10 protein-coding genes, 1 tRNA gene and 1 pseudogene are annotated in these 16046 nt (G+C 41.2%); 2 read left to right on the plus strand and 10 right to left on the minus strand.

Annotation, left to right across the window (positions count from 1 at the left end; all coding sequences use genetic code 11):
- The 4 genes and pseudogenes from F596_RS0100005 to F596_RS0100020 all read right to left on the minus strand — a co-directional run.
- A pseudogene (locus F596_RS0100005) lies at positions 1-254 on the minus strand (IS982 family transposase); the annotation flags it as partial.
- Between the two features lie 79 nt (positions 255-333).
- On the minus strand, positions 334-744 hold the full coding sequence (tsaE, locus tag F596_RS0100010) for a tRNA (adenosine(37)-N6)-threonylcarbamoyltransferase complex ATPase subunit type 1 TsaE (RefSeq protein ID WP_019035362.1): 411 nt from the start codon (positions 742-744) through the stop codon (positions 334-336).
- A 120-nt stretch (positions 745-864) separates the two neighbouring features.
- Entirely contained in the window at positions 865-1263 is a 399-nt protein-coding gene (locus tag F596_RS0100015) for a hypothetical protein (RefSeq protein ID WP_019035363.1), read from the minus strand.
- 1 nt (position 1264) lies between these two features.
- Complete coding sequence (locus F596_RS0100020; protein WP_008449051.1) at positions 1265-2521, minus strand: 3-phosphoshikimate 1-carboxyvinyltransferase; 1257 nt, start codon at positions 2519-2521, stop codon at positions 1265-1267.
- Positions 2522-2701: 180 nt separating this feature from the next.
- Between F596_RS0100020 and F596_RS0100025 the strand changes: the two genes are divergently transcribed.
- A tRNA-Pro gene (locus F596_RS0100025) sits at positions 2702-2776 on the plus strand.
- Positions 2777-2884: 108 nt separating this feature from the next.
- On the plus strand, positions 2885-4102 hold the full coding sequence (locus F596_RS0100030; RefSeq protein WP_019035364.1) for a tyrosine-type recombinase/integrase: 1218 nt from the start codon (positions 2885-2887) through the stop codon (positions 4100-4102).
- A gap of 105 nt (positions 4103-4207) precedes the next feature.
- Here F596_RS0100030 and F596_RS0100035 read toward each other — a convergent pair whose 3' ends face one another.
- From F596_RS0100035 to F596_RS0100060, 6 genes are all read right to left on the minus strand, one after another.
- Positions 4208-5548, minus strand: coding sequence for a hypothetical protein (locus tag F596_RS0100035; RefSeq protein WP_019035365.1), 1341 nt, complete (start codon positions 5546-5548; stop codon positions 4208-4210).
- 19 nt (positions 5549-5567) lie between these two features.
- Complete coding sequence (locus tag F596_RS0100040) at positions 5568-6623, minus strand: hypothetical protein (protein WP_019035366.1); 1056 nt, start codon at positions 6621-6623, stop codon at positions 5568-5570.
- Positions 6624-6642: 19 nt separating this feature from the next.
- Positions 6643-9345, minus strand: coding sequence for a hypothetical protein (locus F596_RS0100045; protein WP_019035367.1), 2703 nt, complete (start codon positions 9343-9345; stop codon positions 6643-6645).
- A gap of 74 nt (positions 9346-9419) precedes the next feature.
- Entirely contained in the window at positions 9420-11555 is a 2136-nt protein-coding gene (locus tag F596_RS0100050) for a hypothetical protein (protein ID WP_019035368.1), read from the minus strand.
- Positions 11552-15598, minus strand: coding sequence for a hypothetical protein (locus tag F596_RS0100055; protein WP_019035369.1), 4047 nt, complete (start codon positions 15596-15598; stop codon positions 11552-11554). The genes F596_RS0100050 and F596_RS0100055 overlap by 4 nt, the downstream gene beginning before the upstream one ends.
- A 4-nt stretch (positions 15599-15602) precedes the next feature.
- Positions 15603-16004: a hypothetical protein gene (locus tag F596_RS0100060; RefSeq protein WP_019035370.1), complete on the minus strand. Its 402-nt coding sequence runs from the start codon at positions 16002-16004 to the stop codon at positions 15603-15605.
- Between the last annotated feature and the right edge of the window lie 42 nt (positions 16005-16046).

Genomic DNA, 16046 nt, shown 5'->3' on the forward strand with positions numbered 1-16046 from the left:
AGGCATTCGCTATCAATGCCCATTGCCTCGCTTACTATGGAAAGCGATACTATTTCAAGGTCGCTAAATCTCGGAACGACGCCTGGGCGTGGAATATTACCTTGCTCATTTACTAAATCTTTTGAGAATAGCTTGCATATATCAAGGATTTTTACGAAATTTGTATATAAGTTGTGCATACTGATTTTATAACTTAATGTATTGAGCAATACTAAGTTACAAATAAATTCTTGTATGTACAACTTTTCTTTCATATAAATTTATCTATTATTTTAATTCCGCCAACGGGTAAACTTAGTTGCATTTTTTTTATAGAATCTTCCTAAACACTTTCTAAAGTTTAATTAACCTTGAACCATCGTCCTCTTCTTCTATAACAACTTTTATAACATTATCTGGTAAAAGATCTTCTATAAGCTCCGGCCACTCTAAGAAACAAAGATTACCACTATCAAAATAATCAGAATATCCCATATCATAAACCTCTTCAAGCTTCTTTATTCTATAAAAATCGAAATGATATATAGGTAATCCCTTCCCATCAGTATATTCATTAACTATCGCAAAAGTGGGCGATGTTATAACATCTTTTACCCCAAGTTCTTCACAAACAGCTTTAATAAAGGTAGTCTTTCCTGCCCCCATTCTACCATAAAAAGCAAAAACATTATTGCTGCCAATAGTATTAATAAATTTCTTTGCAGCTTCATTAATCTCTTCTAAACTATTAACTTTTATTTCCATTTTCTTATCTATAATTTATTACATTTTCTTACTATGAATAGTGATATTCCATACAGATTAATTAACCCATAACCTCACTGCTTTTACATTATACTAATTATATATATATTATTACTTTAATCATTCATCAATAAGTGCTATAAGCTCATCTTTTATTTGATCTGGCACATTAATACCCCGTATCATTAAGCTCCTACTCCACCCCTTAACCTCATAAGGCTTCATTGTATATAAGACATAAGCAAACTCATCTGCCTCATCAGAGGTATAACTGTCAGAAGACCTCCCTATAAACCTGTCCAGCTCTTCATCGTCATAATATTCAGCCTCATTTATAGCAGCCTTCATGACGCATACTTGTTCACAACTACCATCTGTAACCATACATGTAGAGCAGTCATTTGGAATATTACGTATAACTTTATGCTCACTACCATACTTATTAGCAATACGTGTAAATATACCAGCTATTAAGCCCAATACTATTAAAGACACTATACCTATTATTACTATATTCATCTTAACATCTTTCTTCTACTTTAAAACCCGCTTCTTTAAGATCTTTCCAAAACAACGGATATGACTTCGTAACAACATTAGGATCGCTTATGATTATTCTTCCTAACCTCAAGGCTAATGGTGCAAAAGCCATAGCAATACGATGATCTCCATAAGTGTTTATTATAGGCTCAGATTCTATATCACAGCGTTTACCGTCCCATCGCAATTCATCATCGTTATTATTATATAAAACATATCCTAATTTTCGCATTTCACACTTCATAGCCTCTATACGATCAGTCTCTTTTATCTTTAAGCTCGCTAAACCTGTAAAATGAAAGGACATATTCAGCAATGGGCACAAGGCTATAAAAGTAGGAGCAATATCTGGCTGATTTATAAAATTATAGTCTAAATGCTTTAACATACAGGTATGTTTAGACAATTTTACTACAGGAAGTGAATCATTTTTCTTTCTTTCAAAAAAAGTCTTAACTCCTAATAACGAAAAAATATAACGTAATGCAGAATCGCCCTGCCGCGAACAATCCATCAGACCTGGCAATAATAGCTCTACATTGTTACTTTTATGCAAAGCAATCATCTCATACCAATAGCTTGATGCGCTCCAATCATTTTCCACATAATAATGTCGTGCCTTATACTTCTGAACTGGGACTGTTATAGTATCGACATCTGTCCACTCTGCCTTAACACCATATTCATGCATAACATGTAATGTTAAGTCTATATAAGGTCTGGATATGATATTATTTTTTAAATGCAACTCCAACCCTTCTTCAAAAACTGGAGCCACCATTAACAAAGCAGATATATATTGTGAACTTATATTCCCTGCCATTTCAATGTGTCCTCCTTTTAATTTTTTACCTATTATACGAAGTGGAGGAAATCCTTCTTCTTCTTCATAAGTAATATTAGCTCCAATACTTCTCAAAGCATCTACAAGAACTCCTATTGGTCTATGTTTCATTCTCTCATTTCCAGTTATAACATGTTCCCCTTCAGTAACACTTAATAAAGCCGTCATAAAGCGCATAGCTGTACCTGCAGCATCTACATTTATCTGATATGGCATATTTTTTAAAGCATCAATTATAACCTTTGTGTCATCACAATCAGAAAGATTGTCTGGAATTATTATGCTTTTTGATAATGCATTGATAATAAGAGAACGATTACTTACACTCTTAGATGCTGGCAAATAAATGCAAGCATTTATAGGATTTGCTGGAGAAGTGATAGTATATAGCATTATTATATCTTACTTTTTAAAAGTTTTTTACTTATCCTATAATATTATAAAATCATATTAAACGTCCTCTTTATAGAGGTATACAAAAGTAATATTTATATTTGAGCCTAAGTAAAAACGAAACAAAAAAATTTGCTAATCTCACCTTTTATCTTTAATTTTGTAACGTAAAATAATCAACGGGATGTAGTTCAGTAGGTTTAGAATGCTGGTCTGGGGGACCAGTGGTCGCAAGTTCGAGTCTTGTCATCCCGACAAAAACAAAGCTAAGCAATTGATTATTTGACACTTCCGCATGGTCGGGGCTGTTGAGGTCGGCGAAAAGTCGGTGAAGCTTGATTTTAGTTTAATACTAATTGTTCAATGGGGCATTTCAAACAAAGTTTAGAAATGCCTAAAAAAAGTTTTTCTTATCAGAGCGGAGCAACAGCTACCAATGAGATAATTGGATGGAAAACTCCGAAGTTTCATCAGGCTTCGGAGTGTTATGTTTCTCTTTCTGCCTTTGACCCTGCAAGGGGTAAGTTTCATATTAAGAAGTTTATGCTTGGTCATATTAAAGGTAAGCGTAACCAACGGGTATATGGAGAGGCACTTATCAAGAGGCTCACGGAGAAGCTGATGCAGGGATGGAATCCTTGGGTGGAGATAGAACAACCTTTAGCATATTCTTCTTTCGATGATGTATGTAGGAAATATGAGGAATATTTATGGAAACTATTGAAAGAGCATAATATGAGAGAAGAGTCAGTGGTATCTTATATGAGTAGACTGAGGGTATTGAAGGAGTGGAAGGAAAAAGAGAAAGTAAACCTATTTTATTCTTATCAGTTTGACCATCGAATGGTGGGTCAGTTTTTGGATTATGTTTTTATAGATAGGAATAATACACTTCGTACGAGGAATAATTATTTATCTTGGTTAAAGACGTTTTGTAAGTATTTGGTGGAGCGTGGTTATGTTCCGAATGACCCTACTAAGAGTTATTCCGTGGTAAAGCGTAGGGGACAGGTAAAGAATCGTGATGTAATTCCTGATGAAGTGTTAACCATAATGCACTCTTGGTTATGGGAGCATAATAGGCATTATTTGTTGGCTTGTTATATGTTACATTATCTTTTTATTCGTCCTCGTGAGATGAGTTATATAAAGGTGGAGGACTTTAGTGTTAAACGGAAGACTTTGTTTTTACATGGTAACATTACAAAAAATCATCACGATGCAGTGCTTACAGTTCCTGATCATGTGTTACGACTGATGAATGATTTGAGAGTGTTTAATAATCCAGGAAGTTATTATTTATTTGGTGATGATTTTATGCCTGGTGCGGAGCGTAGAAACGAGAAGTGTTTTAGAGATTATTGGACTCGAGTGCTGCGTAAGGAGTTAAATCTTAGCGACCGTTATAAGTTCTATTCACTCAAAGATACTGGTATAACGAATATGCTTCGTGCGAACACGGATATTTTGACTGTGCGTGATCAGGCGCGTCATTCTTCGATATTAATAACTGACATTTATACGCCAAAGGATATTAAGGAGGCTAATAAGCTGTTGTTAAATTATAAAGGAGTGCTGTAACCTTTTAATATAAAAAATAAAATGGCATATATTACCATCCTACTGTCCATCTTTCCTACAAATTATTAAACAGAGGAATACAGTGAGAGGGATATGGGGGGCATTTTAGTTTTGCCACCCCCAGTACCAATAATGATTTTCAGCATCATAGACAAACTGATGAATATAAGCTCCCTCTAATTTCCTATCCGTATCTCCTCTACTATAACTTAATCTATCCCCGTCAGCAGTATGAATTGTTACTGTACGAGATCTGCTTGGTACAATATAGAAAGATTGCCCATCTTCACAATCAGAAGGTAGATACCAATCAGCGGAATCTGCTCTATTTACTAAGAATGTGTCCATCTTGTCGATATAATATGTTTCTTTATTAACACGCTTTACATTTAAGCGGAAGCCCTTTATATTTCCTCTCTTTATGTATAGCGCATTACAAATCTCGGTTTTACGGAAGCCATCAATTTCAACGGAAATATAAATACCTATTTTCCTATAAAGGAGGGTACTTCTTGTTATTGGAAAAGAATCTTCTAGCCTACACAGAGTTATCTCATAGTCTTCATCACTAACATTATTACCTATACTTACAATCCTGTTACTATCCCTATCTTTCTTCCCGAAAGTCATTTTGGCACTTGTTGTAATTGTTGCGTCATTAATTAACGAACCACCTTGTATATCAAACCCTCCAATTTTCCCCGTTTTAGCCTTAACACCACCCTCTATATTAACATTTTTAAAAGTTGCGTCTTTCGCATCAATGACTTGTGCCTTAACACCCTCTGCAACAATCTTCTTGGCATCAATTAAATTGGCATTAAGCTTACCATTCTCAAAAAGAGATGCTTCTTTATCGTTATTGGTAACTTTTACCTTGTTACCCATTAAATTAACGCTATCAGATGTTATCTCTATCCCAGCTCTCTTTAATCCGTCTGTAACAAACAACTTAATTTTATCCGATAACATCTTAAACATAGAGTAAACCTTACTTAGCAACGAGCCATCCTCTTTTATAGCTGTATCCGATACTACCGCTTCTATGGCTTTTTCTTGCGCTTCAAACTTAGCTTCGTACACGTGGTTAGCGTTCACATTGAAAGCTACACTGCCTACCCTTGTCTTGCCCTTGTAAATAGCCGTAATATCTACTCTACCGCTATATGCGCCCTTGGTAACGCTTGTAATAGTCAGCACACCATTAGCAAATGTAGCTGTACAATTCACAGGCGTAACATTGTACTTCTCGGCTGTTACCTCTGTCTGTCCGTCATACAAGCCCACCTTAGCCGTGTTCGCTGATAACACCTTTGTAAGAATTGCTCCGCCCTCATCGGTATCAAAGATTAGCTGACTAGGAATGACAGCTAAGGTAAGGGCGGGCGCACCGTCCTTACCGTGAATATTCTTTCTAACCGAGAATGTCTTTTGTGCTAATACCATACGCTAATCCTCCCCTCGGTTAGTTTAGTTCCACCGTGAAAGCCTGCGTACCGCTCAACAAGTCAGCGTATGCAATTGTTAGCTCATAGCGTGCTTCCTCTGCGTTGAGTGTACACTCTTTTTTACCTTGTGTTCCCCACGTGGTATCCATAGCGTTGTTGGTTGCAAATCGCCACACAAACATCTTATGCGCCTGAAGAAAATCAGCGTTCGTAACATAGGTAGCACCCTGACGGATTTTAAACCAATGTGCCAATGTGCCGCCTGTGTCCACGCTGTCGCCATTTGGCTGAAATACATCTATCTCGTAAGGGTCGCTACCGTCGTAGAGCGTGCCAATAGCAAACACTTCCTTTTGTGCTGTGGCACTACCCTCATCGGCATCTTTGATGACACACTTAAAGATACCCACATTCGTAACTGCCGAAGCAGGTACGGTGATTTCGTTAGTCGTAAAATTGGTGATGCCTTCTGCCGTGCTTGCATCCAGTTCCACCCACGAGCCATCTCTCAACATCATCCACTTGTAGGTAACATCTGTATTATCAATATCGCCACCACGCATAAGATCGCAGTGCAGCTTCAATGATGCTGTCGAATTGTCGAACGTGTCGCCTTGTGGCATATACATACTTGCAAGAATGTTCATACCCGCATTCTCCACCTTGGTAATATCAATAGAGGCGGTAATAGGTGCTGTTATCTTACTTGTTGGATCGGTATAAGTCGCTTCACAAGTGATTTTCAAACCTGTACAATCGATAAGGTTGGTAGCCAACTTCTTAGCCGAACTACTCTCAATATCCACTAACTTTGTAGCCGATGCCGTGCCGTCCTGCTTTACTACGCTCCACTTAAACCCGCTAACATTAGCGATTTGATCACCCGTAAGTCCACTTACCAGCAACATCGGTGTAATGGTAAGGTTCTGCTTTGTGTAGTCGGGCGCAAAACTCTTTGTGTCACGCGAATAAATCTGTGTTAAAGCCTTATCCACCTTTAGCGTAAAGGTGAGTGTCTTACCATTGATAATCTTTTTGACCGTAAAGGTCTTTTGTGCTAATACATTTGCCATTGTTTCTATTTTTAAAAAATTAAAAAGTTCTACTTGCTAATACATCATTGCCGTCGGCACTCAAAAACGCACAGATAAACGAGGTATCCCCCTTTAAGTCATCATAAGTTACCGATAGCGTATTACCTATATTCTCGTGCGCTCCATTCCAAGCCGTATCACCAGCCGAATACTCGCTTACCCTCGTCCAGCGAAAGCGAGTAGTGGGCAGCGTGTCTGTCGTCTCAATATCATTCTCCCATACGTGCAGCTCAAAGGTAGCCCTCCAATCCGTCTGTCCCTCCGTAAAAGCAGCACTACCAGCCGAGGAGAAACCCTCCACCCTTAGCCCACTGCCACCCTTAGCAGCATAGATACCCCATGCCGCAGATTGATCGTTAGGTTCATCAGTTGTATCCATGAGACATATCCTTGTACTTCCGTTATAGGTATAAGTCTCATATCGGTGTGCTTTCGTTCCAGGCTTCCAATCGCCCATATATAGCACATTAGGCACTTCCGCACCACTCTCGCTAATCCATTTCAAGCTATTAGAGCGTAATAACACTTGCCCCGCACTTAGATAAAATACGGCATTATCGGCAATGGAGTAATTGAAACTATAGATAGCCCTATATCCCGCATTGACGGGAGAACCACCGCTAATGGTCTGCATAATCACATTCATACGATTGGCAGTAGTAGCCGTATCTATGCCGTGTGCAAGATCCCATGCTGCATTATGTCCGAACTGCACCACGCTATCGCCAGCTTGTGGCGCATCTGTGCGCTTGTCGTCATAGTAAGGTGTTTCGTTAGAAAGAATAATATAAGCTTCTTCGCTGTCGGTCTTATCCTTAACATCGGCTACCACACGCCAATAAGTGCGATTAGCAGCATCTTTCGTCAATCCTTGACGAAGATTAGAAGTTTTGCAGAAAGCCTGATCACCGGCAGCCCAAGTGTTGAATATCTGTGTAGTGCCGTCATCTGTTTTGAGGTGGCACTTCCACGCTACCACCTTACCTTCAGTAAGTATTGGGATAGCATCTATCAATACGCTAGCAGCATTGCTCTGCATCTGATCGCCACTAATACCAATCATACGCCTAACTTCCAACTCGTGAAAAGCAGCTCTCACCATTGCTTCAAAGAAATCTACTTGTAAATGGCTTTTGCCCATGTGGTCTAACCACAACCTCCAACCAGCCCCACCTATACCTTCAGAGAAAGCATTACTCCCAAGACTGCCATGAACGGTAAGATTTCCTCCAATGGTAAGGTCGTGGCTAGTAGAGTCGTTGCGGTCTTTTCTCAGGATAGCATCCCAATCGGTGCTTTTCGGAGCAAGGTTGTTAGCTATCGTAGCCTTATCCGCCATTCCCGCTGCTATTTTCTCCGTTCCTAAAAGAAGATATTTTCCAAACCTATTCAGCGCATCAAGCACAGAGATGTTGGTATGCGTATGACCAAAAGCTCCATCTCCCTTATATGCCGCAGTTATAGTTTCTTTGAGAAATGCAATAATAGCATCTGCGGTTGTTACCCCCCATGACTCAGCATAAGGGTTCTGCACGGGGAAGAGTGCCCCACCACTCAGTTGTAGCTTTTGGAACTCAACTAAGCGTGGGGCGATGGTAAAAGACCCTACATCGGGTACTTTAATATTAAGTTCAGAGAGTGTTTCAGAGAGCGGAGTGCGTGGTAGGTTGAGATAAGGTCTGGCATCAGCATACTTATAAGTGAAGCTATAGCTAGACGGCAGTTTCTTCACTTCATAATTGACATTGCTCTCCGTTACTACAATGCGCCGTATATACGCATTAACATAGATATACTTGCCCAGCGACGGAAAGAAATCAAGTAACCACTGCCGTTCCTGCTTAGATAGTAATCCTGTATTTTTCTTAAATTCCCTCGCAGTATCAACACGATATTCCAGCGTATCGTTCTCTATCTCAGCAATATTATGCGTATGCTTTGCCGTATTTTCAGCATCGCCATAAGCACGGAACGTATCAACACCCCCGAGCGAGTTTTCAAACAAGATCCACTGTTCCTGTTCGCTCTTGATGTCAGAAGCATAGTACCGCTGCTTATAGGTGAGCCTGACACCCATGGTACTTTCTATCCAAACATCATAAAACGATGGCATCTTTTTAATTTTCTCCGCAATGATAGCATACTGTACGGGAATTGTCCATACACTGTCTTTAGGAATATTAGCCAATAGCAAGTCGGTAGTACCGTACTGCCCATTGTTGTCAACAAAGGCTTGACACTTAGCCACCACATCTTCGGTGGCATAATAAGTTAAAAATTCTGGTGTATAATAAGTAACGGGTTTTATGGATGGTTGCCATGTAAGAAAGTTCTCTTTCAGGAAATTGGTAGGCGAGTCAGCCAAATGGTCGACCCCTGCCCTCATAACTCTAAATGTATAAACGAATTTATTCTCCTCGTCATCCTTTTCCGCTATTTCTACTTTAAACGAACGTGCTATGAGTTCCTGCTTATATGGTTCTTTTTCCTCTTTAAGTATGAAAGTTAATAGCGGAGCAACAATTTTTTCGACATCAATATCCACCATATTCTTCTTATTGGGCGTATAAGCGTGCTGCACGACTATAGAGTCGCCCTGCTCAAGCCTTAATACAAAGGAAATTTCTTTATTCGCCGCAATAACGAAGTGATTGATGTTGCCAGTGAATGACAAGCTATCAGGTCTTAATATAATATCCATAAACGAAGATATGTGAAAGTATTAAGTACAAAAATAATTATAAGCACATAGAAAAGAAAGGACATACTCCCTTATTATTGCAACGATACTCTGTCGCAATTAGGCACACACTCCAACCATACTGTGGTGCGTGTAAACTCCCATTCCGAGTGATTCCAAAAAGAGCTATCCCTAAGCATTTTCGAGGTGAAGGAGGTTTGCAACCCATATTTTTTCCCCACAAACTCCTTAGACGGTAATGGGGGATAAATTGTAACGAAGGTGCGATCCTTATCTTTCCCCGAAGTCTCGTAAGCCTCTCTTGATACCTGCTCCTGCGTTACTTTAGGCACCCACTTGTATTCAGCCACCATATTAACAAGAATATCCTGTATTTTTGGAGCTTCGACAATGGGTTCCATTAATGATATGGTCTTAAACTCCGACTCAAAGGGTTCATTCTTCCCACCGAGTGTAAACTTTAGCTTATTAAAAAAGAACGGTGTACCTCTGATAACTACCTTAGCTACAGCGGGTAAGTTTTGCTTCTGCGATAGCGACAGTAACAATTTCACCTTCATGTCGTGTAACGAATTGCGAAGCATAAGATCGTAAGGACGATAAAACTTCTCGTAGATGCCATCAGAACCGTTATAATAGAGTGCGTAATCGAATAATTTAACATGATTACTATCATTAACCACCCGATAGGGCGAAATGGTAGCTCTTGTTTGGTCAATATCATAATAAGTGAAAGCCAGCATTGTATTTTGCTTCACTGGCTTTTCGGATGTCTCCTTCTTATCGCTACCTGTAACTATCATTTTCGAGTTAACCGCAATGTAATTACCCACATACAAGAATTTTCCCAATTCGGTAGTACGCTTCTCCCCCTTTGGCTTAACCGTTAACATTCTAAACTCAGGGATGAGTTCTGGTACCTTTATTTCCTTTAACGCTAAATGTTCACCTGTATTATAGTCTTGTGCCGCTTCCCCTATTTTGGTGATGACCTTATACGCACCCGAGAAGCCCACCTTATAGAAAGTGCCCTCTACGGGATTAAACAATGCGCCAGGGTTAGCATAATACATACTCTTTAGATCATCGTAAGAATCAGTAGACTCGGCATCGATCTTATTAGCAGCTCGCAGAATAATTCTTTGATAATCCTTTTCCGACTTATAGATAACTGTAGGTTCTTCCGTAATACAGTCCGTAAGATCCTCTGAAGGCACGTTCTGGAGTATCTCCCTTAAAAATACTACCTTTACCTCACGGCTTCCCTCATCGGCAGAGAACTCACAGCAGAACTTCTTGCGAAAGACCTCTAAAAAATCGGTACAAGTTACATCAGGTACAAGGTCAGCCACTTTTATTTTACCATTGACCAAAACATCGATAACATTATTAAGTACTGCCATTTTATCAAAAGGCTCGGTAATAGAAAAGAAATTATCTTGCAACGTGTATCCAAAATACTTGAAGATACGTTGTAGCAGATAATTAGCACGGATAAAGGGCGATATGTAGTAACCAGGCTTTAACCTAATGGGGATATTGTCGACATATTCCGTACGCTCTACAGCATTATAGAAGTCGCAAAGCTCTCCACCCACATCAGGAATAAAAGCAGAAACAGGGGCTCCCTTTTCCTCTTTTTTAAAAAAACCATTGGTTAGCACAAATTGCGGCTTGTACTGTAAAGGTGCTTCCCATCCAAAAGCATTAATAATTTTGTAATTATAAGCGTTAGCATCTCCAGAGTCGTCGGTAACGAGGATGGGGAAAATGGTAAACTTATCGTTAGTGTTATCGCGGAGCTTACGACAGAACTCTATGCCCTGCTCCACGGTATTAACACCAGGTATAAACTCACCTTTGAATACCTCCTTGAGCTTAATGTTTTTTATCTTCGAGTAAAAAGAACCATCGTTGATGTAAAAAGACGTAGCAATATCGCCTTTATATTGTGCCGATAGTACCATTTGTCGACATTGTGCAAAGTATTCCCCATCTTGGATAGTTACATCAATGAGTTGTGCTTTTCGCCTTTGTGCCAACATATCGGGAAAATTGAGCAATCGTCTGTTGTGATCAGAGGCAGGAAGCTCCAGCGGAGTTGATTGCTCGCCATAGTTATTGAAGAACGGATTGGTACGTTCAATTTGTATTTGGGTATCGGGCTTGAGGTTGTAGTCTTCACCCTTTTCGAGATTTGTTACTCTCATGATTTACTTCCGTATTTACGCGCTTTATCGCGCAGTTGTTGTTTCTGTTCAAGCTCGTTTAGTGCCACGCTAGCAGCAATGCCGTTGGTGGAGATACTATCGAGGACATCGGTAAGGCGTTTGATGAGCGAGTTCTGAAGGGGATCCTGGGCAATGCCACGCACATCACTGGTGGTGGGGATAATGTGTCCCCCTGAGGCACGCCCCGAGGCTTGCTGTATGAGGAACTTATTCATATCGAGGGTGCGTATCTTACCTGCACGCTGGGCACGGTCGATAATGTCGATGATAGGGGCTACGGTAGGATTCTCAACAGCTGCATTCGATGCCACCCACTCCTTGCTATGGCCATAGCCTCCCTCTCCGACGATGACCGTAGGTTTGTTGATAAACCCTCGACGGTTAGGGTCGTAGGCTGCGTGGAAGAGCTTGCCATCCTGCTCTCGCTCAATGTCTATGCTACCGCCCGACTCCAAACCAGTGGCGACACGTGCGCCCGAAGCGGAGGCTGAACCGCTCGCTCCGCTTAGGGTCATTCGCTTAACCTTCTGACGCTCGGCGTAGGCTAAGGCGAGCTGTGCTGTACCAGTGATACTCATCAGAATTGCTGCTGGGATACCTGCCGGATATCCAAGCTCAGCGAAAGTTTTAGCAACAGCTGATGCAGTAGAGGCAATAATCTGTGCAGCTTGAATTGCAAAGTTCACATCGGCATACTTCTTCTGTATATTCAGCTTCTCCTCGGCTTTCTTCTTCTCGATGTCAGTAGTGTCCTTACCTGCGTTTCGTGCAGCCTCTATCTCGGCATCGTACTTGGCGTCGACATTCGCAATCTCGGCATCTTGAAGAGCCTTGACCGCACCACTGGCAAGATTAGCGTAGTAGTCGAAAGCCTCCTTTGCCTTCTGTATCTTGAGATTCTTGACGGCTTCCTCGTATTCCTGCTGTGAGATTTCCTTGTTCTGCAAATGGAGTTGGAGCATCTCAAGCTCGGCGTTATAGAGTTCCTGCTGGGTAGCAAGTCCGTACTGCTGGCGTATCTGTAGGCGATGTTCTTCAGACTGCTGATCAAGATTGGTTAGTGCCTGTTGGTGTTGCTGCTCGGTGAGTACCCCTTTGGCGAAATCCTCGTCTATCTTCTTGCGACGTGCCGCAAGCTGGTCTTCAAAGGAGTCAAGTCCGTACTCCTGACGAGCCTGTGCCTTTTGCTGTTCAAACTCTTTTATCTTAGCAAGCTGCTTATCATTATATTCGGATAGGATATTGAGGCGAGCTTGCTTGTAGGCAGCATCAACGGCAGACTCGTCCTTGCCGCTTTGCTGCGCCAGCTGTAAAGCCGTGTCATAGTAGCCACGGAGGACTTCGAGTTTGGCATCGCGTTCCTGTTCCAGGGTTAAGGTTTGCTGAACCTTGCCCTGGTCTATGAGCTGTGTCATTACGCCTTGATACTTCTCTTCGGCAGCGATGCGTGCCTCTTCAAGTTTTTGCTTGGCTTGGGCAACGTTCTTACTCTGCCCCGTTTCGAGTTCCTTCTTCTTGGCAGCATCCTTGAAAGCCATCTGCGTGGACTTGGTGTAATAGTTCTGCTCAATAGTAAGGAGGTCGGTGGCGTGCTGCGTGTTGAGCGCAGAGGTATAGATGTCGTATTGCTCCTGTGAGATTTTCTTCTGGGCAAGCGACATATTGAGGTTGTTTACATCCTTTTGATAAGCGGCATTGGCTGCATCGAGCGAACTTTGTCGAGAACTTGAGAAATTACGAGACGCAATGCTATCAGGATCTACACCTTTAGATTTAGAAGACGCCTTTCCCTCCTTACCGCCTTTACCCCCACCAGATGAATATTCCAGCTGAGATTTTCTTTTTTCTAACTGTGCAATCTGAGCATCAATAGCTTTAAGTTCCTTTGTGTCACCAACCTTAATAGTAAGCCTTTTTGCTTTTAAAGCTTCTATCTTTTGATTAATTAAATCAAGGGTAGCTCCGACCGTCCCGACATTAGCACCACCACCACTATTGTATGTCGAAAAGAGTTTTTCACCAAACTCCTTACCAATAGCATCAAGAGAAGTGTCTATTACTTTAATTTTCTCAACCGTGTCCTTCAATTGACGTGAGATAGTAGAAACTTCAGCAGAATAACCAGACGCTGCATATACCTGCCCTGGAGCAACATTACCTTGCGAAGTCTGCGGACGACCTGCATTGTTTTTGGTAAAGTTCGCCTGTTCTTGCTTCATCTTTTTCAGGTCTTTTTCCTGCTGACGCTGTTTGATAAGCAACTCAGCCTTTTGCTTTCCTAACTCCTTAATAGCGGACTGTGCGCCTTCTAATAAGGCTTTTTCTTTTAAAGCATTGAGATAGCGAGTTAAGGCACGAGTATTCTCGTCGTAAACCTGTCCTTCACGAGAAAGCTTAGCTGTGTAATTAGGAACGATTTTCTGTAGAGCTACTATCGCATCTTGACGTTCTTTAAGAGAGAGCGAATGATCGTGAATGCGTTTGGTAAGCATTTCTATTTTAATACGTTCTTCCTCTGTCTTACGGCTGGCTTCTGACTGAATGTCATTAAGGTGTTTCTGTGCCACAGTGGCAGCGTCAGCACGCTTATTGAACATCAATAATGCCCCGACAACGAGCGTGATTGCTCCGAAAACGAGTCCCCAAGGGCTGAGTTTAAGAACAATATTAAAAGCCTTCTGCAAGGCAATAGAAGTTGTCATGGTCTTATTGAGCACTGCATGACGTAATACAGACAATTGCAGCATTGCATTCTCAACCGCAGCTGCGGCAGCCTTAAGTTTACTCACAGCAACAGCACGTAAACTCCATAGATAAGACAGTTTTTGCCCTGCCGTATAAGCAGCATAAGTAGCAGTAAGAAGTATAACAGCCTTTGTAAGAAGAACAAGCGTCTCACGATGGTCAACGAGGTATTTAATAGCCTTAATAGTCCCGACTTGAATCTGACCATAAATGTCAGAGAATTCCTCCTTAATAGGAAGTAAAGCCTTACCAAGTGCGAGTTGTGCATTCTGAAGGTCAACGGTACGCTGAGTTGCTCGGTCAGCAGCAGAGATATAAGTTTTTCCTGCTTGTGCAAGATTTTTTTCGACAATATTTGCGACACCTTTCATAAAATCGCCAGTCTCTTTTGTTTGTTCCTTAATCTCAGCAGCAGACAATCCCAAGTTGTCAAGTATCTGTGGCGACTGACGACCAAGACCAGTAACGATTGAGTCTACCATGTAGTCGAGTTCCTGACCAGTCTGCTGGGCTTTAAGCTGAGCAAAAGATAAGTATTTACCAAGGTCCTCAAGAGGGATGCGGAAGTCTTTTGCTTTAACCGCTGCCTTCATCAGTTCAATATCTGACACGGTGTTTTTTGTAGCAGAACGAAGTTCTTGCAAATAGTCTGCTGTGCCAATCTTCTCGAAGGCATGAGTTATACCATCGGCTGACTCGGCAAGTTCAATGCTTTTATCAATAGTATCTGAAAGTGTACCAAGAAGTTTCTTTCCCCAGCCAACAGCAACCTCAATACCTTTGACGGCAACTTGCCCTAAAAAGAATTCATTATATCCGTCGGAGCTCGCAAGTTCCTTGAAGTTTTTTGCATTTTGTCTTAGCTCAGCCATACGAGCATTAACTGTTTTCAGACGACTTTCAAGAGCTTCATATTGAGTAGGGTTGAGTGATTTAGACACATTGTCCAGTTCTTGTTGTAAGGACTTTGACTGCTTACGAAGCTGAGACATCGTCATAGCATTTGTATCCAAGGAACGTGTTTGTTCTTGGATACGTGAAGATAATTCTTTAATCTGTTTGCCTGCATCTCTATAGGAGGCTGAGAGTTTTTTGTACTGATCAGTTTCTTTCTTGCCTGAAGCTTCAAGCTTAATCATCTGCTGAAGTCGCTGCTTATTCTCATTACGAAGACTGGCAGACTGAGTTTCCAACTTGTGAATCTCTTGCTGTGCCTTTGCAGTCCTCACGTCAATGGTGTACTGAATTTCGTCTTCTGAAAGGTGTTTATTAGCCATACACTTATGGGTTTAATGAATGTTGTAATTGATCATGAATAGTTTTACGCACTTCGTCCGTGAATCCGAAACGAAGTTGTGGGAATGTTTCATGGTAGAGCACACCCCAAACAACACGATTATAAAGAGCAAGGTTACGTCGCTTGGATTTAGCGATGCGGTCACTGCGCTGACGATATGCCATATCCAAAAAACGGAGATAAGGCAAAATTCGAACAAAGATAGTATAAGACTCGCCTGTAATAGTGGAACTGGAAGAATGCTTGGAGAGAGAAGTTAGAAGACGCCCAGATTGAAGCTGATAATTACTACGCACAACTGACTCTTGCGTAGCATAAATTTTAGAGATACCCTGCTGAAGGGTATCACGAACGAATTTCTTACGAACGAGACTGTCTGTTACCATATTTGTCTTTTTATTTGCAAATATAATAACAGACAGCAGACG

It is taken from the genome of Prevotella amnii DSM 23384 = JCM 14753 (assembly GCF_000378745.1).
Classification (GTDB): Bacteria; Bacteroidota; Bacteroidia; order Bacteroidales; family Bacteroidaceae; genus Prevotella; species Prevotella amnii.